We start from the raw sequence: 20,183 nt of genomic DNA, 5'->3' as shown, positions 1-20,183 counted from the left end.
CCGCACAGGAGGACGATGGGCGCACTGTGCCGCGCGGGCAGAGACGGGGGCACTCCCAGGCGGAGCCTGCGGGAGAACGGGGAAACGCGGTGAGCGGAGCGGACGAGGGCGCCCCCGGTCTGGGCGAGGACGTTGCCGGGCCCGGCCCGGAGGAGGGCGTTCCCGGATGGGGGCCGGGCTGGGGTCCGGGGGAGAACCCGGCCGCCCGGCCCTGCCAGCGACCCGGTTGCGCGGGCGGCTACGAGGACTTCGGGGACGGCGAGCTGTACTGCGACACCTGCGGCCTGGCCCCCGTGGTCTCCCCGCGGGGCCTGATCGGCTCCACCGCCACCGAGGTGACCGGCGTGGCGGCCCGGCAGGACAGCGCGAGTTCGGGCGCCTCCGCGCGCTCGCGGCACTCCCGGCGCTCCGTCTCGGGGCGGCTCTCGCGCGACGAGGCGGGCGTGCCCGGCGGGCAGGGGCAGGCGCTGTCGGTGCGCAGCTCCGGCACGGGCGGCTCGGGGCGGTCCCGGCTGGGCGCGGGGCTGGTGAAGATGCCCGGGGTGCCGCGGCCCGACCCGCTCTCCGACGTGCTGGAGAACCCGGAGGTCCCCGAACGCAAGCGGTTCTGCGGGAACAGCGACTGCGGCGCGCCCGTGGGCCGGGCCCGCGGCGGGCACCCGGGGCGCACCGAGGGCTTCTGCACCCGCTGCGGGCACCCGTACTCCTTCGTTCCCAAGCTCCAGCCGGGCGACCTGGTCGCGGGGCAGTACGAGGTGGCCGGGTGCCTGGCGCACGGCGGCCTGGGCTGGATCTACCTGGCGATCGACCGGAACGTCTCCGACCGCTGGGTGGTGCTCAAGGGCCTGCTGGACACCGGGGACGAGGACGCGATGGCCGCGGCCATCTCCGAGCGGCGCTTCCTGGCCGAGATCGAGCACCCCTCGATCGTGCGGATCTACAACTTCGTGGAGCGCCTGGACGCCCGCACCGGCTCCATGGACGGCTACATCGTCATGGAGTACGTGGGCGGCAAGTCCCTGAAGGAGATCGCCAACGCCCGCCGCACGCCGGACAACCGCCGCGACCCGCTGCCGGTGGAGCAGGCCTGCGCCTACGGCATCGAGGTGCTGGACGCGCTGGGGTACCTGCACAGCCGCAACCTGCTGTACTGCGACTTCAAGGTGGACAACGCCATCCAGCAGGACGACCGGCTGAAGCTGATCGACATGGGCGCGGTGCGGCGGATGGACGACCACGAGTCGGCCATCTACGGCACGGTGGGCTACCAGGCCCCCGAGGTCGCGGAGCTGGGCCCCTCGGTGGCCTCCGACCTCTACACGGTGGCGCGGACGCTGGCCGTGCTGACGTTCGACTTCCAGGGCTACACGACGGTCTTCGCGGACAGCCTGCCGGAGCCGGAGCACGTGGAGGTCTTCCGCCGCTACGAGTCCTTCTACCGGCTGCTGGTGCGGGCCACCGACCCCGATCCGTGGCGGCGGTTCGCCTCGGCGCAGGAGATGGCCGAGCAGCTGATGGGCGTGCTGCGGGAGGTCGTGGCGATGCGCACGGGGCAGCCGCGTCCGGCGCTCTCGCCGCTGTTCGGCTCGGAGGTGCGGGTGGTGGACACCGAGCTGGTGCCGCGGCGGCGCGGGCCGGTGTCGCTGCTGGGGGCCCGGGAGCCGGGGCGGCTGCGGCTGTTGCCCTCTGCCGGGCGGCGCCGGGGGGCGGCCGTGCCCCGGCGGCTGGGTCCCGGGGCGGCCACGGCCTCGCGCGTTCCCGCCTCCTCCGCCGCGGCCGTTTCCTCGCGGGAGCCGGGCGCTGCCGCCGCCGGGCCGGGCGTCTCCGTCGAGGCCCCGCCGGTGCCGTCGGCCCCGCCCGCGCCCGGCGGCCCGCCGCAGCCCGCGGCGCCGCCGTTCCCGGCCGCGCCCCAGACCGTGCCGCCGGACGTGCGGCAGGTGGCGCTGGCCCTGCCCGTGCCCCGGGTGGACCCGGCGGACCCGAACGCCGGGTTCCTGGCCGGGCTGGTGGCGACCACCCCGGCCGACCTGCTGACGGCGCTGCGCTCCGCCCCGGCCGACTCGGTCGAGCTGCGGGTGCGCGAGCTGCGCGCCCACCTGGAGACGCCGGGCGAGGAGGCCGCCGCCGCGGCCCGCGCCGCCGCGGACGCGCTGGGCGACCGGCACGGCAGCGACTGGCGCGTCGTCTGGTACCGGGGGCTGGCGGCGCTGGCGGGCGAGGACTGGGAGACGGCGGCGCACGCCTTCGACGCGGTGTACGACGCGTTCCCCGGCGAGCTGGCCCCGAAGCTGGCCCTGGCGGTGTGCGCCGAGGTGCTGGGGCAGCTCGACAACGCCGCCGACTACTACGAACTGGTGTGGGTCACCGACCCCAGCCACGTCAGCGCCGGGTTCGGCCTGGCCCGGGTGCGGCTGGCGGCGGGCGACCGGGGCGGGGCGGTGGCTGCCCTGGAGTCGGTGCCGGAGACCTCGGCCCACTGGACGGCAGCCCGGGTGGCCGCCGTCCGGGCCCGGCTGCGGCAGCGCTCCCCCGAGGACGACCTGCTGCCGGACCTGCTGGCGGCCGGGGCGCAGGTGTCGAGTTTGCGTGCGGCGGGGCTGGAACCGTCACTGGCCGAACGACTGTCCTGCGAAGTGCTCGGTTCCGCGCTGGACTGGGTATTGTCCCACCCCGCGGGACAGTTCCAGCAGCAAACCGAAACCCGACCGCAGCTGCTGGGAGCGCCGCTGGACGAGACCGGAATCCGGGAGGGCCTGGAGCGCTCCTTCCGGCGGCTCGCCCGGCTGGCGCAGACCAGCAGCGAACGAACCGAACTGGTGGAGGCGGCCAACCGCTTCCGCCCCAGGACCTGGGTGTGACCATGCCGCAGCTCGACCAACTCTCCGCCTGCCCCGGCTGCGGGGAGCCGCTGGAGGACGACGACCGCTTCTGCGGGGTCTGCGGCACGGATCTGCGGCTCGCGGCGCGCGAGGCGGGGACGTTGAGCGCGGGCGACTCGGGCATCTCCGGCGACGAGCGCGTCCGGGAGCACCGCGTCGCGCCGCCGCCGGCGTACACCCCCACTCAGCACGACCTCCGCGTCCCGGCGCCGGACGCGGCCGGCCAGGACCCCGACACGCTGGAGCTGGCCCCGGTGCGCCCCGAACAACCGGAAGGGCCGGGCCCGTTGCCCCCGGGCCGGCCCCCGGAGAACGCCCCTGCCGAGCCGGCGGCCGGCTTCGGCCCGCCGCCCGTCCCCGGCGATGCGAGCGCCGGCGCCCCGCCAGGCGCCGGCGGGTCCGGCCCCCCGGCCGCCCCGGAGGGGGCGGGAGCCGGACCGGCGTCCGGGCCGCCCGGGCTCGGCGCCCCGCCCAGGCCCACGGCGCCACCGCCCCCGGCTCCCGCCCGCGCACCGGCTCCTGAGCCCCCGCCCGCCGGCCTCGCCTCCGGCCCCGCCGGCTTCGGCCCCCCGCCCGTGCCGGGGACCGCCCCAGCAGCACGCCCCGGCGAGGCAGCCGCCAACTCCGGAGCGGAGCCTGCCGGTTACGGCCCGCCGTCCGCCGCGGGCGAGGCCGCCGCGGGCCCGGCCGGCTTCGGGCCCCCGCCCGTCCCCGGCGAAGCCGCCCACGCGGACGACGCCGATTACGGCCTCCCGTCCCCAGCGGGGGCGGCCACGGCCAACCCGGGCACGGAGCCCGCCGGTCACGGCGAGGCCCCCACCGGCCCCACCGGCTTCGGCCCCGGGCCCGTCCCCGGCTCCGAGGCCGTGGCCCCCGCGCCTGGGGACGCCGCCGGTTACGGCCCACCGCCCCCCGCCGCCGAGGCAGCCGTCAACTCCGGTGCGGAGCCGTCCGGTTACGGCCCACCGCCCCCGGCCGGGGAGGCCGCCGGCCCGGGTGGCGAGCGGGCCGGTTACGTCACGCCGCCGTGGTCGCCCGCCCCCACCCGGCCGGCCGCCGAGGCCAACGCGCCGGACCCGCGGGCCGCCGACCCCCGCGCCGCGGAGGCCGCCCTGCCCCCGCCGGTGCTCTGCGCGCTGTGCGGCGACGGCTACGTGGACGCCGCCGGCGTCTGCGCCGAGTGCGGCCGCCCCCAGCCCGGCGCGCGCGACCACGTGGAGCGCGCGCTCGGCGGGGTCGCCGCCGTCAGCGACCTGGGCCTGCGCCACCACCGCAACGAGGACGCGTTCGCCGTCTCCGCGACCGCCCTCCCCGACGGCACCCCGGCCGTGATCGCCGTGGTCTGCGACGGCGTCTCCTCCTCCAGCCGCCCCGACGAGGCGTCCGCCGCCGCGGCCGAGACGGCCCAGGAGTTCCTGGTCTCCGCCCTGCCGCGCGGCACCGACCCGCGGCAGGCCATGCACGAGGCGCTGCTGACGGCCGCCGACGCCGTCAACGAGCTGGCCGGGGGCGCCGAGCCCGAGCCCGGCCGGAACTCCCCCGCCTGCACGATCGTGAGCGCGATCACCACGGGCCGGACGCTGACGATCGGCTGGATCGGCGACAGCCGCGCCTACTGGGTGCCCGAGGAGGACGGCGCCGCGCCCGCCCGGCTGACCCAGGACGACTCCTGGGCCGCGCAGATGGTGGCCGCCGGGCTGCTCACCGAGGCGGAGGCCATGGCCGACCACCGGGCGCACGCCATCACGGCCTGGCTGGGCGCGGACGCGCAGGACGTCGAGCCGCACACCCAGGCGTTCGCCCCGGACCGCCCCGGGGTGGTGATCGTCTGCACGGACGGTCTGTGGAACTACGCCGACGACGCCGGGGACATGGCCCGGCTGGTCACCGGCGAGGCCCGCAGCGCCCCGCTGGCCACGGCCCGCCGGCTGGTGCGGTACGCGATCGACTCGGGCGGACACGACAACATCACGGTCGCGGTGATCCCCTTCCCGGTGACCTCGGGAACGGCCTCGGGAACGGCCGCGGCGACCTGAGCGGGGGCGGTTGCCGCGGACCCCGCGCGGCAAGACTGGTCGCGAAGGCACTGGACGGGAGGCGGACGGCGGGAGGTACTGTTCGGTCCGACGGCGCCCCGGCGCCGGAAACCGGACGGTAGACCGGACAGCGGTGACGGACAGCGAAGTGGACCAGCGAGTGTCGTGAGGGGGAGGCAGGACATGCCGACTTGCCCGAACGGCCACCAGTCGGTGGCTGAGGAGTGGTGCGAGGTGTGCGGCCAGCGCATCCTCGCGCCCGCCGTCGCGGTGCCCCCCCCCCCTCCCCCGCCGCCCGGCGTCCCCGGCTCCGCCGCCCAGCCCCCGCCGCCCTACCCCGGCCCCGGCCCCGGCGGCTACGGCGCCCCCGCCGGGGGGTACCAGGACCCCGGCTCCCTGGCCCCCGCCGAGCTGTGCCCCCAGTGCGGCACGCCGCGCGAGGCGCAGAGCCCGTTCTGCGAGGAGTGCCGGTACAACTTCCTGACCAATTCCCCCACCACGTACATACCGCCGGTCCCGCCCGCCCCCCAGCACCAGGGACACCAGCAGCACCAGGGACACCCGGCCGGGCAGATGGGCGCCCAGATGTACGGCGGCCAGGCCCCGCCCGCCTACCCGCAGGCGCCTCAACCCCCGCAGTACCCGGGGCAGGAACAGGACCACGGCCGGCCGCGGCACCCCAGCGGCGACTGGACGCTGCCACCGCCCGGCGGCCCCGTGCCGCACCAGGGCGGCCCGCCGCCGTACCCGGGCCAGCAGCCCGGCGGGTACCCCGCGCCGTCCCCGGCCGACGCGTGGGCGGTGACCATCGGGCCCGACCCGGAGTACTTCGCCGCGATGATGCGCCGCTCGGGCCCGGAGGCCGCCCAGCTGTCCCTGCCCCGGTACTCACCGGAGCAGCGGCTGCCGCTTGAGGGCCCGCAGGTGACCATCGGCCGCCGCAGACAGTCCACGGGCGAGGCCCCGGACATCGACCTGTCCCAGCCGCCCGAGGACCCCGGCGTCTCGCACCAGCACGCCCTGCTGATGCAGCAGACGGACGGCACCTGGGCCGTCATCGACCAGGACTCCACCAACGGCACGACGGTCAACGGCGCGGAGGACCCCATCCAGCCCTTCGTCCCCGTCACCCTCCAGGAGGGCGACCGCATCCACATAGGCGCCTGGACCACCCTCACCCTCCACCGAGCCTGACCCACCGCCGGCCCGGCCCCCACCGGCCGAGCGCCCGCCACCCGCCGCCGGGACGAGGGGCGCGGAACGGGACGTTCCCCGGCGTTCCCGTCCGACACGGGCGGGGGCGCCGGCAGCGGGGGCGGGCGGGGCGCAACTACTATCACCCGAATGACTGACGACCAGACGCCCGCCATCGCGGTCGCCGGGCTCCGGAAACGCTACGGGGACGTCCAGGCCGTCGACGGGGTGAGCTTCACCGTGCGGCGCGGCGAGTTCTACGGGATTCTCGGCCCCAACGGCGCGGGCAAGACCACCACGCTGGAGATCGTGGAGGGCCTGCGCAGGCCCGACGAGGGCAGCGCGCGCCTCCTCGGGGTGCCGTCCTGGCCACGCGACCGGCGGCTGCTGCGCCGCATCGGGGTCCAGCTCCAGGCGTCGGCGTTCTTCGACAAGCTCACGGCCCGCGAGCAGATCCACACCTTCGCCGCCCTCTACGGCGTCCCGCCCGCCCGCGCCGACGCGATGCTGGAGACGGTCGGCCTGGCGGAGAAGCGGGACGTGCGCGACGACCGGCTCTCCGGCGGCCAGGCGCAGCGGCTGTCCATCGCCTGCGCCCTGGTCCACGACCCCGAGCTGGTCTTCCTGGACGAGCCGACCACGGGCCTGGACCCGCAGGCCCGCCGCAACCTGTGGGACCTCCTGCGGCGGATCAACGCCGAGGGCCGCACCGTCGTGCTGACCACCCACTACCTCGACGAGGCCGAACTGCTCTGCGACCGCGTCTCGATCATGGACGGTGGCCGCATCCTGCGCACGGGCACCCCCGCCGACCTGATCGGGGAGCTGGGCGTGGCCACCCTGGAGGACGTCTTCCTCCACCTGACCGGACGGGAGTACCGCGAGTGAGGACCGCGCCGCCGCCGAGGCCGCAGAACCCGCCGGGAACGCCCGGAGGGCCGCGAACGCCCGCCCTGGCCGCCGTCGCCTCCCCCAGGGCCACGGCCTTCCGCAGCCTGTCCCGGGCGATGCTGCTCGGCCTGCTGCGGGACCGGACGGCGGTGTTCTTCATGCTGCTGTTCCCGCTGATGTTCCTGGGCCTCTTCGGGATGCTCTTCCAGGGCGAGTCCACCCCGCGCTCCACCGTGATCCAGGTCGGGGAGGTGGGCGTGCTGGACCAGCTCTCCTCGGCCGAGCTGACCGCGCTCTCCGACGCGCTGACCGTGCGCCGGTCCGCCGACCGTGAGGAGGCGCTGGCGGAGGTCCGCCAGGGGGACGCGGACGCGGTGGTGTGGGAGGACGCCAACGGCGAGGTGCAGCTGCGGTACTCGGCCGCGGACCCGGCGCGCTCGGGCACCGTGCAGGGCCTGGTGCAGTCCCTGGTGCAGACGGCGAACGTCGAGGCCACCGGCCGGCCGCCCGCCTACCGCCTGGCCACCGGGCAGGTCGAGGACGAGTCGGTCCAGCCGATCCAGTACCTCACCCCGGGCCTGCTGGGCTGGGCCGTGGCGATGGGCGCCTCCTTCATGTCCGCGCTGACCCTCGTCAACTGGCGCAAGAAGCGCATCCTGCGGCGGCTGTGGCTGGCGCCGATCGGCCCGGGAACGGTGATCGGCGCGCGGGTCGGGGTGAGCCTGGCGCTGACGTTCGCCCAGACCGCCGTCTTCCTGGGCATCGCCACGCTGCCGTACTTCGGGCTGCAACTGACGGGCTCGTGGTGGCTGGCGCTGCCGCTGATCGCCTGCGGCGCCCTGTCGTTCATGTCGATCGGCCTGCTGATCGGCGCGTGGGCGAAGACCGAGGAGGCGGCCAACGGCGCGCTCCAGGTGGTCATCCTGCCGATGGCGTTCCTCTCCGGCTCCTTCTTCCCCACCGACGTGATGCCCGGCTGGCTGGGCCGGGTGGCCAACCTGCTGCCGCTGAAGCACCTCAACGAGGCGATGCAGGACGTGCTCAGCCGCGGCGGGAGCTGGGGCGAGGCGCTGCCGGTGATGGGCGGGCTGCTGGTCTTCACGGCCGTGGTGACCGCCGTCGCGGCCCGCCTCTTCCGCTGGGACTCGGCCTGAGGGCCGCCGGGACGAGCGGGGTGAACGGCCGCCTCAGCCGGGGGCGTTGACCATCGAGGCGGCGGCGTAGACCAGGTAGTTCCACAGCTCCCGGCGCCGCTCGGGGGCCAGGCCGAGGCTGTCCACGGCCTCCTCCATGTGCCGCAGCCACGCGTCGTGCGCCGCCCGGTCCACGGTGAACGGCGCGTGCCGCATCCGCAGCCGCGGGTGCCCGCGGCGGTCGCTGTAGGTGCGCGGGCCGCCCCAGTACTGCATGAGGAAGAGGGCCAGGCGCTCCTCGGCCGGGCCGAGGTCCTCCTCCGGGTACATCGGCCGCAGCACCGGGTCCCCGGCCACGCCCTCGTAGAAGCGGCGGACGAGCTTGCGGAAGGTCTCCTCTCCCCCGACCTGCTCGTAGAACGACTCCTGCTGCTGCTCGGTCACCCCTCCATGGTCGCAGACCCGCGGGCCGGGCCCGCGCCGGCCGTTGCCCCCCGCCGGGTCCGGCCGCGCCCCCGGGCCGCGTCACCGGCCCGCAACCGAAGCGTTCGCCGCGCGCCGCACGGGCGTTGCCCGCGCGTCGTAGGGTCCGCCCATGCCGCCGTCCGCCGCCCCGGAGGCCCGCACCGCCCGAAGACCCACGCGCATCCTGCCCCGCTGGAGCGTCGCCCTGGTCACGGTCCTGTGGGCGGTGCTGATCACGGCCCCGGCCGCCAACGCCGCCGGGCCGCAGACCTTCCCGGCGGCCCCCGAGCGGGAGCTGTCCCAGCCCTTCAAGAACCAGCACCACGGCTACACCTGCTTCCGCATCCCGGCCGTGGTGACCGCCCCGGACGGCACGCTGCTGGCGTTCGCCGAGGCCCGGCGCGCCGACTGCGGGGACGTGGGCGACATCGACCTGGTGCTGCGGCGCTCCACGGACGGCGGGCGAAGCTGGGGCGAGCTGACGGTGCTGCGCGGCGCCGGCGACCGCGGCGGCTTCGGCAACCCGGTGCCCGTGGTGGACGCCCTCTCCGGCCGGATCTCGGTGCTGTACGCGCACAACTCCTGGCTCCCGGAGGGCGACCGGCGGGTGCGGCGCACCCGGACCCTGCACAGCCTCTACAGCACGGACGGCGGCCTGACCTGGCGGGCGGGCGGCGTGCTGGGCCCGCTGAAGCCCGCGCACTGGACCTGGGTCTCGGTCGGTCCCGGCCACGGGGTGCAGCTCCGGCGCGGCCCGCACGCCGGGCGGCTCGTGGTGCCCGGGGACCACGACACGGCGGAGGGCCGCTCGGGCGCGCAGCTCTACTACAGCGACGACGGGGGCGCGACGTGGCGCCTGGGCGCGGTGTACGAGACGGACTCCGAGCGGCCCAACCCGGGCGAGCTGACCCTGGCCGAGCTGGTGGACGGCAGCCTGTACGTCAACGCCCGCAGCTCCGCGCCCGGGCCGGGCGCGCACCGGCTGGCGGCCTCCAGCCGGGACGGCGGGGAGTCGTTCACGGCGGAGGGGTTCGCTCCCGTTCCCGCGCTGGAGACCCCGCCGGTGTCCGCGTCCCTGCTGCGGCTGTCCGCCACGGACGAGGGCGATCCGCGCAACCGGCTGCTGCTGTCGGCGCCCTCGCTCTCGGGCGCGGACTCCTCGGCGCGACGGCGGACGCTGACCATCCGCAGCTCCTACGACGAGGGCGTGACCTGGCAGGAGGCCCGCGCGGTGATCAACCCGGGGCGGGCCGGGTACTCGGACCTGACGCTGCTGCCGACGGGCGAGATCGGCCTGCTGTACGAGACGGGCACCAACAGCCCGCACGGCACGGTGATGTTCACGGCCTTCAGCGTGGCCTCACTGGACGGCGGCGTCCGGGACGCGGCCCAGTGCGCGGTGCCGGCTCCCGGCACGCGCCCGGCGGGGGGAACGGCCTGGGTGCCCGTCGACCGCGGCCCGCCCACGGTCCGCGCCGCCGCCACGGTCAACCGCCGCACCCCGTCCTCCCCACCCCGCCCGGCGACACCCCGCCGCCCGGCGAGCTGAGCGCGGCGCCGGCCTCCGGCGCGCCCTTTCGACCCCCTGGCTCCGAAACTCCGTCTCCGGGCGCGCGCCACGGACCGCGGCCCCGCCGGGGGCGTTGCCCGGAGCCCGGAGCGTTGCGGCGGAGGCGGCGGAACGCCCGGCCCCGGGCGTTCGCGCGCACGCCCGCCCGGGCCGTTCGCCCGCGCGGGAGCACCGGCCCGCCGGGGGCGCGGAGGGGCCGGCCCGGCCTCGCGCGGCGGGTCTCAGACCGGTGTGACGCCGAGGCCCGCGAGTCCCGGGGGGCCGTCGCGGCGGACGGCGATGGAGCCGGCGGGGGTGCGCAGGCGCAGCCAGGAGCCGCCGCTGAGCACGGTGACCCCGGCCGGGGGGACCTCGGCCAGCAGGCCGAGGGCGTGCGCGGCGTGCACGACGCGCAGGGGCAGCGGCGTGCCGGGCAGGGTCCGGGACCAGATCTCCTCGGCCAGCGCGTCCAGCGCGGACCGCGTGCGCTGCGCGGGGATCAGCGCCTCGGTGCGGGTGCGGAACTCCGCGACCACGGAGGCCGCAGCGCCCCGCGCCTCCTCGGGCGTCAGGTCGGCGACCGGCAGCCAGCCGCCGCGCCGCGGCAGCAGCCCGGCCCAGGACGGGCCGGTGACGGGCGCGGGCACGCCGAGCGCCCCGGCCGCCTCGTCCACGCCCTCCAGCAGCTCCCCGGCCGAGACGGTCACGTCCAGGCCGGCGGGCTCCCGCAGGTGGCAGGGGCGGATGGCCAGCACGCCGAAACGCGCGGGCCGCGTGAAGACGGCCAGCACGTCGCCCTCTGCGCGCAGCCGGGCCGCGGCGGCCCGGTCCCAGCGCAGTTGCCGCCCGAGGAACGCGGCCAGCCCGGCCGCCTCCCCAGGTGCGGCCAGCACCAGCCGCTGATGCGTGACGCTCTCCACGCCGCCACCGCTCATCGGACCGCCGCCTCCGGGCCACCCGCCTGGTCGTCGAGGTACTTCTCCAGGAAGGTCTTCTCGGCGGCGGACAGGCGGCGCGGGCGCTCCCGCGCGAGGTCGTAGGGAACGACCACGGTGGCGGCGCGGGCGTAGACCACCGGCGCGGGGGCCGGGTCCGCCGCCTCCGGCTCGCGGATCTCGTAGCGCACCGTCGCCGCCGCGGCGGCGATCCGGGTCACCCACAGGTCCACCACGACCGGCTCGGGGCGGAAGACCAGCGGCCGGAGGTAGTCGATCTCGTGCCGGGCGACGACGACCCCGCCGGTGAACGCCTCGGGCCCGGCCGCCTCCCGCGCCAGGCGGAACATGAAGTCGATCCGGGCGTCCTCCAGATAGCGCACGAAGAGGACGTTGTTGATGTGCCCGTAGGAGTCCATGTCCCCCCAGCGCAGGGGGCAGCGGAACTGGTACCGCACGCCGCCCGCCCCCTCAGCCCCGGGTGAGCTTCTTGTGCGCGGCGCGGTGCGGGCGGGCCGCCTCCGGGCCCAGGCGCTCGATCTTGTTCTTCTCGTAGGAGGCGAAGTTCCCCTCGAACCAGAACCACTGGGAGCCGCCCTCGTAGGCGAGGATGTGCGTGGCGATGCGGTCCAGGAACCACCGGTCGTGGGAGACGACCACGGCGCAGCCGGGGAACTCCAGCAGCGCGTTCTCCAGCGAGGAGAGGGTCTCCACGTCGAGGTCGTTGGTCGGCTCGTCCAGCAGCAGGAGGTTGCCGCCCTGCTTGAGGGTGAGGGCGAGGTTGAGCCGGTTGCGCTCGCCGCCGGAGAGGATGCCGGCCGGCTTCTGCTGGTCGGGGCCCTTGAAGCCGAAGGCGCTGACGTAGGCGCGCGAGGGCATCTCGACCTGGCCGACGCTGATGTGGTCCAGGCCGTCGGAGACGACCTCCCACAGCGTCTTCTTGGGGTCGATGTTGGCGCGGGACTGGTCGACGTAGGAGATCTGCACGGTCTCGCCGACCCGCACGCTGCCGGAGTCGGGGGACTCCAGGCCGAGGATCATCTTGAACAGCGTGGTCTTCCCGGCGCCGTTGGGGCCGATGACGCCGACGATGCCGTTGCGCGGCAGCGAGAACGACAGGCCGTCCACCAGCACCTTGTCCCCGAACGCCTTCCCCAGCGCGTCGACCTCGACCACGATGTTGCCCAGGCGCGGGCCCGGCGGAATCTGGATCTCCTCGAAGTCCAGCTTCCTGGTCTTCTCGGCCTCGGCCGCCATCTCCTCGTAACGGGCGAGGCGGGCACGGGACTTGGCCTGGCGGCCCTTGGCGTTGGAGCGGACCCACTCCAGCTCTTCCTTCAGACGCTTGGCGCGCTTGGCGTCCTTCTGCCCCTCGACCTTCAGGCGGGCCTGCTTGGTCTCCAGGTAACGCGAGTAGTTGCCCTCGTAGGCGTAGGCGCGGCCGCGGTCCAGCTCCAGGATCCACTCGGCGACGTTGTCCAGAAAGTACCGGTCGTGGGTGATGGCCACGACGGTGCCCGGGTACTTGGCCAGGTGCTGCTCCAGCCACTGCACGGACTCGGCGTCCAGGTGGTTGGTCGGCTCGTCCAGCAGCAGCAGATCGGGCTGCTCCAGCAGGAGCTTGCACAGGGCGACGCGGCGCTTCTCACCGCCGGAGAGGGTGGTGACGGGCCAGTCGCCGGGGGGGCAGCCCAGGGCGTCCATGGCCTGCTCCAGCTGCGCGTCCAGGTCCCACGCGCCCGCGTGGTCGAGCTGCTCCTGGAGCTTGCCCATCTCGTCCATCAGCTCGTCGGTGTACTCGGTCGCCATCTGCTCGGCGATCTCGTTGAACCGGTCGAGCTTGCCCTTGGTCTCGGCCACGCCCTCCTGGACGTTCTCCAGGACGGTCTTGGTCTCGTCCAGGGGCGGCTCCTGCAGGAGGATGCCGACGGTGTAGCCGGGGGTGAGGAAGGCGTCGCCGTTGGAGGGCTGCTCCAGGCCGGCCATGATCTTCAGCACGGTGGACTTGCCCGCGCCGTTGGGGCCGACGACACCGATCTTGGCCCCTGGCAGGAAGCTCAGCGTGACGTCGTCCAGGATCACCTTGTCGCCGTGAGCCTTGCGCGTCTTGCGCATGGTGTAGATGTACTCAGCCAAGAGAAACCGTCCGGCAGTCAGTCGGTGGAGCGGGCACTGTCCATCCTGCCGCATGTCCCTGCCACGGCGGAAACCGGCGGCCCGGGGACGGGACGGCCGCCGGGTGCACGCCCGCCCCCGCGCCTCAGGCTTGCGTGGCCGGCGTGCCGCCCGGGGCCTCCGAGGCCCCCGGGACCGCCGGGGCGGTGCGGCGGCGGACGAGGTGCAGGGCGGCGGCGCCGGCGCCCAGCAGGGCGAGGGCGGCGAGCGGCAGCGGGTCGCCGCCGGTGGCCGCCAGGTCCGCGTCCCCGGCCGTTCCCGCCGCGCCGCCCGCGGAGGCCGGGGCGAGGGCGTTGCCCGGCTGGTCGGCGGGCGAGCAGTCCAGCACGCCGGTGAACACCCACGGCTCCCGGCCCTCGGCGGGGTGGGCGACGGTGATCTCGTAGGCGCGGCCCTCGGCGACGGGCACCAGCACGGACTCGGCCGAGCCGGGGGCGACCTCGGCCTCCCGGCCGCCCAGGGCGAGGCGGAAGGGCGCGCCGCCGGAGTTGGAGGCGGTCACCTCCACGCCGCCCTCGGCGCAGCGGCGGGCGGCGTTCACGGCGACCGAGGGCAGGCCCGGCCCGGCCCAGGCGGCGGAGGCGGCGCCGCCGAGCGGGGTGGCGGCGGAGGCGGCCAGGATCATCGTCTGGGTGGGCGTGTCCACGCCGGTGAACGCCCGCCCGACCGCGACCCCGGAGGTGGCCGTCGCGGTGAGCGAGGCCGTTCCCGGCCCGGCGTTGACGGGGACCGAGAAGTACAGCTCGGCGCCGTCGCCCACGGGCCTGTCGGCGGCAACGGGCGCGCCGTCCGCGTCCACGAGCGTGACGCCGCGCGCGGCGGCCTCCTCGTCCGGGGCGACGTGCACCGCGCCATCCTTACCGGCCGCCACACGGGCCCCGCAGCCCCCGCCGCCCGCGTTCGGACGGGCCCAGCGGCCCCTCCCGCGCGCCCGTCCCGCTACGCGCCGTCCTCCGGGAACTCCGCGCCCCCGCTCGGGGAGGCCGCGATCACGAAACGTTCCCTCACCTCGCGGTAGCGCAGGAGTTCGGCGGCCATGGGTTCCAGCACCTGGCTGTGGCCGCGGTCGGCGGCCAGGCGCCGCAGCCGCCACTCCTCCTGCTGCCCCCACGCGGCGGCGGGCCCGCGGGCCGCGGCGCGGCAGGCCCAGGCCAGCAGGGGCGCGCCGACGGATCCGGCCAGCAGCAGGGCGAGCGGCAGCCAGCGCCCCACCACCGGCTGGCCGGCCAGCGCCGCCAGCAGCCAGCACACCCCGAGAAACTGCGCGGCCAGCAGAAACGCCTGCCCGCTCGCCGCGGCCGACCACCAGCGCGGGCGCGGCACGGGCGGGGCTGGGTGCTGCTCCAGGGTGGTCTCCAGCTCGCGGGGCAGTCCCTCGGCTCCCTCCCGGGCGGCCTCCCGCACGGCCCGGCCCCACGGCTCGGGCAGCCCCTCCGCCGCCTCGGCGGCCAGCCGCCGCACCGCCTGGTCCACCCCGGCCCTGGAGACCACGGGCGGCGGGGGCGGGCCGTCCCCGGCGCGGGCCGCCAGCGCGGGCGGCTCCCCGCGCCGCTCGGCCCGCCGGGCGGCGACCCGGCGGACCACCTGAGCCCAGGGCGTTCCGCAGGCCCGGTCGGCGCGCCGCAGCCAGGCGCGTTCGGCCGCCTGCCCGGCCGCGCGGGCGCCGAGGGCGGCGGCGAGCCGGTCCTCGAACTCCTCCCGGGCGCGGGCGGTCAGCCCGTCCGGCGCCCCGGCGGCGTCGGCGACGTAGAGCGGGCCGAGGCGCTTGGCCACGCCGTCCACGTCGGCGGCCACCCGGCGGGCGGCGACGGTACGGGTGGCGGCCAGCTCGCCGATCTGGGCGCGGAGTTCGGCGACGCCGTCGCCGGTGAGGGCGGAGACGGCCAGAACGGCGGCGCCCGGCTCGCCGTGCTCGCCCAGGGCGACGCCGCGCTCGTCCAGCAGCCGCCGCAGGTCGTCCAGGACCGCCTCGACGGCGTCGCGGGGCAGGCGGTCGGTCTGGTTGAGGACGATCAGCGAGACCTCGGCGTGCCCGGCGAAGTCCTTCAGATAGCGCTCGTGCAGCACGGCGTCCGCGTACTTCTCGGGGTCCACCACCCAGATGACCCCGTCGACCAGCCGCAGCAGCCGGTCCACCTGCTCGCGGTGGGCGGTGTCCACGGAGTCGTGGTCGGGCAGGTCGAGCAGGATGAGGCCGCGCAGGGCGGCGTCCATGACGTGGGCGCGGCGGCGGGCGCGGGCGGGGATGTTGAGGCGTTCCAGCACGGCGTCGGGGCCGACCTCGTGCCGCCCGGCCTCCCAGGTGCAGGAGACGGCGGTGGCGGTGGTGGGGCGGCGCACGCCGATCTCGGAGAGCTGGGCGCCGGCCAGGGCGTTGAACAGCGTGGACTTGCCGCTGCCGGTGGCGCCGGCGATGGCCACGGTGGTGTAGACGGGCGGCAGCCGCTCGCGGGCTGCGGCGTCCTCCAGCACCCGTCCCGCCTCGGCCAGCACCTGCTCCTCCAGCCGGGTCCGCGAGAGCCCGACCAGCTCCCGCAGCGCCCCCAGCCGCGTCCGCAGCGCCCCCCTGGCCTCCTCGGCCGTCTCCGTCCCCATCCGCGCCTCCCTTTCCTCTTCTTCTCTGTGTGCTCTGCCTGCTCTGTGTTCTCTTCGTTCTCCGCCGGGTCCTTCCCGGTTCCGCGCCCGCTCCGGCCGGGCTCAGGGCTCGCCGCGGCCGGCGGCCGGGGCCTCGCGGGAGGCGCGGCGCGCGTCGCGGGCCTCCCTGGCCTCGCGGGCCTCCTCGCGCGCCTCGTGGGTGGTCCGCGCGTCGCGCGCGTCGCGCACCGCCCGGGCCGCGCGCTCCCCCGGGTCGCCGTCCCGCCGCACGGCCGAGAGCGCGGCAACCAGCTCCACCTGCGGCTCGGCCGAGATCTCCAGGCGGTGCAACGGGGCGCCCCGCCGCTCGCGTTCGCCCGTCAGCACGCGCTCCAGGCAGCCGCGCAGCTGCCGCGTGCCCTGGTCCCGCAGCCGGGCCGCGCCCCGGGTCCCGAGCATCGCGGCCAGAGCCTGCTGGGCGACGCCCCCGCTGCGCCCGCCGAGCAGGGTGGCGGCCAGCAGGGCGGCGGTCTCGGCCTCCTGCGCGGGCTCGGGCGGCAGGGCGGCGGCGCGGCGGGCCTCCTCGGCCAGCTCCTCCAGGCAGCGGCGCAGGCGGCGCACGAGCACGCCGACGCGCTCGGCCACGGCCTCGGGGCCGTCCTCGCCGCCCTCGGGGGCGCCCTCCTCGCGGGCCCAGGCGGCGGCGGTGCGCTCGTCGGCCGCGGAGACCGCCTCCACCAGCAGCCCGGCCAGGCCCCGCATCAGAGCCTCCATCAGCTCGTCGGCGGTGGCGTCCTCGGGGAACGCCAGCCAGTGCGCGCGGGCGTCCCCGGCCAGCAGGCCGCCGCCGGTCAGGCAGGCCCGCACCCGCCGGTCGGCCTCGTCGTAGGCCTCGGCCAGCCGCTGGTCCAGGCGCACGGCGGTGGCGTACTGGGCGGCGGAGGCGGCGGCCAGCGCGGCGACCCGGCCGCGCAGCGAGGCGAGGGTTCCGGCGGCGGTGCGGGCGGCCGAGGCGGCCCGCACGGAGGGGTCCTGGGCGCGGCCGGCCAGCCAGGCGCGCAGCGAGGCCACGGCCGTTCCCGGCAGCAGCCCGGAGCCGCCGCGCGCCGATTCGGGCAGCTCGGGAACGGTGAACCGGGGCACCTCGCCCAGGCCCGCGGCCTCCAGCAGCGCGCCGTAGTGCCGGGAGACCTCGGCGGCGACCTGGTGCGGCACGCGGTCCAGCACGGTGGCCAGCGCGACGTCGTACTCCTTCGCGCTGCGCAGGAGGTTCCAGGGGACGGCGTCGGCGTAGCGGGAGGCGGTGGTGACGAGGATCCAGATGTCGGCCGCGCAGAGGAGTTCGGCGGCCAGGTCGCGGTTGGCCTCGACCAGCGAGTCGATGTCGGGGGCGTCCACCAGCGCCAGGCCGGGCGGGAGGGCGCGGCTGGCCACCATCGCGAGGGCGGGCCCGTGCTCGTTCTCCTGCCGGGGGCCGACGACCCTGGCCAGCTGGGGCAGCACCCGGCGCCCGGCGAACCAGTGCCGGTCGTCGGGGTGACAGACCAGCACGGGCGTGCGCGTGGTGGGCCGCAGAACGCCGGCCTCCGTGACGCACCGGCCGACCAGGGAGTTGACCAGCAACGACTTCCCGGCCCCCGTCGAGCCCCCGACCACCGCGAGCAGCGGGGCCTCCGGCTGCCGCAGCCGGGGCAGCAGGTAGCCGTCGAGCTGCCCCAGCAGCTCCGCGCACGACCGCCGCGCCCGCTCGGCCCCCGGCAGGTCCAGAGGGAACCGCGAGGCAGCCAGGCGCTCCCGCAGTAGGGTCAGCGCGTCCAGCAGGTCCGGCCGTGCGTCCAAGATCGCCACATGCGCAGAATGCCCAATATGACGCTCTTTCCCAAACATATTCCGCCGAACGCGCCCCAAAGCGGGCACCCGGCCCTGTCCCGGCGGGATAACGACTAGGCAACACCCGCCCTGGCCGCCCGCAAAACCGCTGCGCGTCTCGGACTCACCTGCGATTATCAGGGCTGCTTCACTGGATCTCCACACAAGGGTGTTGCCGTGAAGCAACCGGGACCAACCCCCCGAAGCCCTATCCTCTACCCGGCGAGGTCACCGAGGGGGCCACCGTCCCACGCCACGACCATGTCCAGCCCCCGTAGCTCAGCGGATAGAGCAGGTGCCTTCTAAGCACTTGGCCGCAGGTTCGAGTCCTGCCGGGGGCACCGCACTGCTTCACCGGGTGCTCGTTGTGGTTACTTTGCGGTAGGGCCGAGCCGGTCACCCCGCCCCCGAGCGCCGCTGTGGTGGCGATGTGACCGACCGTGTCGGCTGTGAGGGTGATGCGCTGGCCGGCCCGCCCGGCCACACGCCGAGGATCACACCCTGCGGGTCGTGGGGCGCTGGGAGGGTGCCGGTCGTGCTGATCAGCCTGTCCGGCCGGCATCGACAGGGCGGGGGTACGACATGCCGGACCACGCGCCGGAGGAGGACCAGGCTTTCGCTTCCGTGCTGCGGGCGGCGATACGCCGCAGCGGACTCGGGCTGGAGCGCGTCCGGCACCGGCTGGCGCAGCGGGGGCACGCGCTGAGCGTGTCCACCCTGAGCCTGTGGCAGACCGGGCAGCGCAGGCCGGAGCGCCGGGAGTCCCTGGTGGCCCTGGCGGCGCTGGAGGACATCCTCGCGATGCCGAGCGGATCGCTGACCTCGGCGCTGGGGCCACGGCGGCTTCGCGGGCCGGGTCCCCAGGGGCAACGGCGGGTCCCCGCCGAGACGATGTGGCCCGCGGACCCGCAGATCCCCTCCCTGCTGCGGGACGTGAACGCCGACGACGAGTTCCTCGTGCGGCTGAGCCACCACGACTTCGCGACGCTCGGGCCGCGGCGCAGCGAACAGTCCATGCGGGTGCGGCTGGTGCTGAGGGCCACGCGGTCCGGGGTGTCCCGGCTCCCGGTGGTGCTCGCGCCGGACGACCCGCAGGCGCGGCGCCCCCTGCTCCGTCCGCTGCGGCACTGTTCCGTGCGGTCGGCGAGCTATTTTCCCGAACAGGGCTATGTGATCGCCTCCCTGGAATTCGACCGCGAGCTGGCCCGCGGCGACGTCATCATGGTGGAATACGAGGTGCTGTACACGCCCGCCTCGGCCCGGTCGACGCGATTCGAGCGGAAACTCGCCTTTCCCGTCCACGAGTACTTCGCGGAGATTCAGTTCCACGAGGACGCGGTGCCCGCGCGCTGCAGATGGACCTTTCACAGCGAGACCGAGGAAGTGCGCGGCGGCGGCCTTTCCCTCGACGGGACGCACGGGGTGCAATTCGCCGTCTCCCAGGCGAGCCCTGGCCGTTACGCGATTCACTGGGAATGGTGACGGGCCGTTCCCGCGGCCACCGGGGCGGGCGGGACGGCCCGTCACCGCGTCAGGCCGCCGCCGCCGTCGCGAGCTGTCCGGAGTTGGACAGGATCCACTGGCGGTAGGTGAGGACGTTGACGTGTCCTGAGGTGCCCGCCGACGTGTCGCCGTAGGAGTGGACGCCGATCAGCCGGCCGTTCTGGAACACGGGCCCGCCGGAGTCCCCGGGCCCGGTGTAGCCGTTGATCCGCGTGGCGTCGATGTAGGCGGAGGAGACCCGGGTGATCCTCATGGACGCCACCTTGAGGTAGCGGGAGTCGCGCGCCGACTCCGTGCGGCCGAATCCGTACACCTGCTCCGTGCTGCCGACGGAGGGCTGGGTCGTGGTCAGCACGGCGTAGGTGGTGGTGACCGGTGAGTTCAGCTCGTACAGGATGATGTCGGCCGAGGGATGCGCGATGGCCCGGATCGGGCGGCGCACCTGGCCCGCGTTGCGGTCGGTGCTTCCTATCAGGAAGGTGTTGCCGGCGTTGGCGCAGTGCCGCGCGGTCAGCACGTACCGGGCGGCGACGATCGTCCCGGAGCAGTTCTGCTGGCCGTTGACCATGATGGCCACGGCCCAGGGGCCCTGCGAGGCGAAGCCGCCGCCGATGATCGGCTGCGGGGCGCCCGGCTTCGGGGCGTCGGCGGACGCCGGGAGAATGCCGGCGAGCGTCGCGAGGAGGACTCCGCACAACGCGATCAGGTGCCGTTTGATGCGCACGAGACTTCTCCAATGAGTGGGGGACTGACCACGAGAACACGCGTCAGTTGAGGAGGCGCGGCCGGGGCGCCGGGAATTCGGCATTCCGCGCTACGGAATGCCGCGAGCGAGCAGAACGCTAGAAGCGCCGGCCGCACGGCACAAGGGCGAAAGCCGGGGCTTCCGCGGGCGGGCCCTCGATGAGCAGGGCTTTCCCCGGCAATCTGTCAACAGTGAAAATTACGGCCCGGGCCGGCGGAAGCAGGCGCGTGAGGTC

At 76.0% G+C, this 20,183-nt stretch carries 15 protein-coding genes and 1 tRNA gene; 8 read left to right on the top strand and 8 right to left on the bottom strand.

The window, feature by feature from the left end:
- Positions 1-89: 89 nt before the first annotated feature.
- From RM780_RS05535 to RM780_RS05515, 5 genes are all read left to right on the top strand, one after another.
- Positions 90-2,858 (top strand): serine/threonine-protein kinase, encoded by a 2,769-nt coding sequence (locus tag RM780_RS05535; protein ID WP_311629341.1) that lies wholly within the window; start codon positions 90-92, stop codon positions 2,856-2,858.
- 2 nt (positions 2,859-2,860) lie between these two features.
- Positions 2,861-4,915 carry a PP2C family serine/threonine-protein phosphatase gene (locus RM780_RS05530; RefSeq protein WP_311629378.1) on the top strand — a complete coding sequence of 685 codons (2,055 nt, stop codon included), beginning with the start codon at positions 2,861-2,863 and terminating at the stop codon, positions 4,913-4,915.
- Between the two features lie 183 nt (positions 4,916-5,098).
- The gene (locus RM780_RS05525) at positions 5,099-6,109 is read left to right on the top strand and encodes an FHA domain-containing protein (RefSeq protein WP_311629340.1); all 1,011 of its coding nucleotides are present in this window, start codon (positions 5,099-5,101) and stop codon (positions 6,107-6,109) included.
- Between the two features lie 150 nt (positions 6,110-6,259).
- On the top strand, positions 6,260-6,997 hold the full coding sequence (locus RM780_RS05520) for an ABC transporter ATP-binding protein (protein ID WP_311629339.1): 738 nt from the start codon (positions 6,260-6,262) through the stop codon (positions 6,995-6,997).
- Complete coding sequence (locus RM780_RS05515) at positions 6,994-8,154, top strand: ABC transporter permease (RefSeq protein WP_311629337.1); 1,161 nt, start codon at positions 6,994-6,996, stop codon at positions 8,152-8,154. The genes RM780_RS05520 and RM780_RS05515 overlap by 4 nt, the downstream gene beginning before the upstream one ends.
- Positions 8,155-8,187: 33 nt before the next feature.
- Here the strand turns inward: RM780_RS05515 and RM780_RS05510 are convergent, their stop codons facing one another.
- Complete coding sequence (locus tag RM780_RS05510) at positions 8,188-8,577, bottom strand: globin (protein WP_311629336.1); 390 nt, start codon at positions 8,575-8,577, stop codon at positions 8,188-8,190.
- A 151-nt stretch (positions 8,578-8,728) separates the two neighbouring features.
- Here RM780_RS05510 and RM780_RS05505 point away from each other — a divergent pair, with 151 nt between their 5' ends.
- Positions 8,729-10,147, top strand: coding sequence for a sialidase family protein (locus RM780_RS05505; RefSeq protein ID WP_311629335.1), 1,419 nt, complete (start codon positions 8,729-8,731; stop codon positions 10,145-10,147).
- 242 nt (positions 10,148-10,389) lie between these two features.
- On the opposite strand, the gene RM780_RS05500 is transcribed toward RM780_RS05505, so the two are convergent.
- The 6 genes from RM780_RS05500 to RM780_RS05475 form a co-directional block, all read right to left on the bottom strand.
- Complete coding sequence (locus tag RM780_RS05500) at positions 10,390-11,082, bottom strand: hypothetical protein (protein ID WP_311629334.1); 693 nt, start codon at positions 11,080-11,082, stop codon at positions 10,390-10,392.
- Positions 11,079-11,501 (bottom strand): acyl-CoA thioesterase, encoded by a 423-nt coding sequence (locus RM780_RS05495; protein ID WP_311629377.1) that lies wholly within the window; start codon positions 11,499-11,501, stop codon positions 11,079-11,081. Before RM780_RS05495 ends, RM780_RS05500 begins: the two co-directional genes overlap by 4 nt.
- 52 nt (positions 11,502-11,553) lie before the next feature.
- Positions 11,554-13,218 carry an energy-dependent translational throttle protein EttA gene (ettA, locus tag RM780_RS05490; RefSeq protein ID WP_311629333.1) on the bottom strand — a complete coding sequence of 555 codons (1,665 nt, stop codon included), beginning with the start codon at positions 13,216-13,218 and terminating at the stop codon, positions 11,554-11,556.
- Between the two features lie 124 nt (positions 13,219-13,342).
- Positions 13,343-14,104 carry a hypothetical protein gene (locus tag RM780_RS05485; protein WP_311629332.1) on the bottom strand — a complete coding sequence of 254 codons (762 nt, stop codon included), beginning with the start codon at positions 14,102-14,104 and terminating at the stop codon, positions 13,343-13,345.
- Positions 14,105-14,196: 92 nt separating this feature from the next.
- The gene (locus tag RM780_RS05480; protein ID WP_311629331.1) at positions 14,197-15,852 is read right to left on the bottom strand and encodes a GTPase; all 1,656 of its coding nucleotides are present in this window, start codon (positions 15,850-15,852) and stop codon (positions 14,197-14,199) included.
- Between the two features lie 102 nt (positions 15,853-15,954).
- Positions 15,955-17,670: an ATP-binding protein gene (locus RM780_RS05475; RefSeq protein WP_311629376.1), complete on the bottom strand. Its 1,716-nt coding sequence runs from the start codon at positions 17,668-17,670 to the stop codon at positions 15,955-15,957.
- A 298-nt stretch (positions 17,671-17,968) separates the two neighbouring features.
- On the opposite strand from RM780_RS05475, the gene RM780_RS05470 reads away from it, so the two are divergent.
- Both RM780_RS05470 and RM780_RS05465 read left to right on the top strand, forming a co-directional pair.
- Positions 17,969-18,041: transfer RNA gene (locus RM780_RS05470), tRNA-Arg, on the top strand.
- A 241-nt stretch (positions 18,042-18,282) separates the two neighbouring features.
- Positions 18,283-19,182, top strand: a complete 900-nt coding sequence (locus RM780_RS05465; protein WP_311629330.1) for a hypothetical protein — start codon at positions 18,283-18,285, stop codon at positions 19,180-19,182.
- Positions 19,183-19,231: 49 nt separating this feature from the next.
- On the opposite strand, the gene RM780_RS05460 is transcribed toward RM780_RS05465, so the two are convergent.
- Complete coding sequence (locus RM780_RS05460) at positions 19,232-19,927, bottom strand: S1 family peptidase (RefSeq protein WP_311629329.1); 696 nt, start codon at positions 19,925-19,927, stop codon at positions 19,232-19,234.
- Between the last annotated feature and the right edge of the window lie 256 nt (positions 19,928-20,183).

Origin of the sequence: Streptomyces boetiae (assembly GCF_031845405.1) — a bacterium.
In the GTDB taxonomy this organism is placed as follows: Bacteria; Actinomycetota; Actinomycetes; order Streptomycetales; family Streptomycetaceae; genus Streptomyces; species Streptomyces boetiae.
Note: the sequence above shows the minus strand (reverse complement) of the source record. Positions and strands in the feature narration are given on the sequence as shown.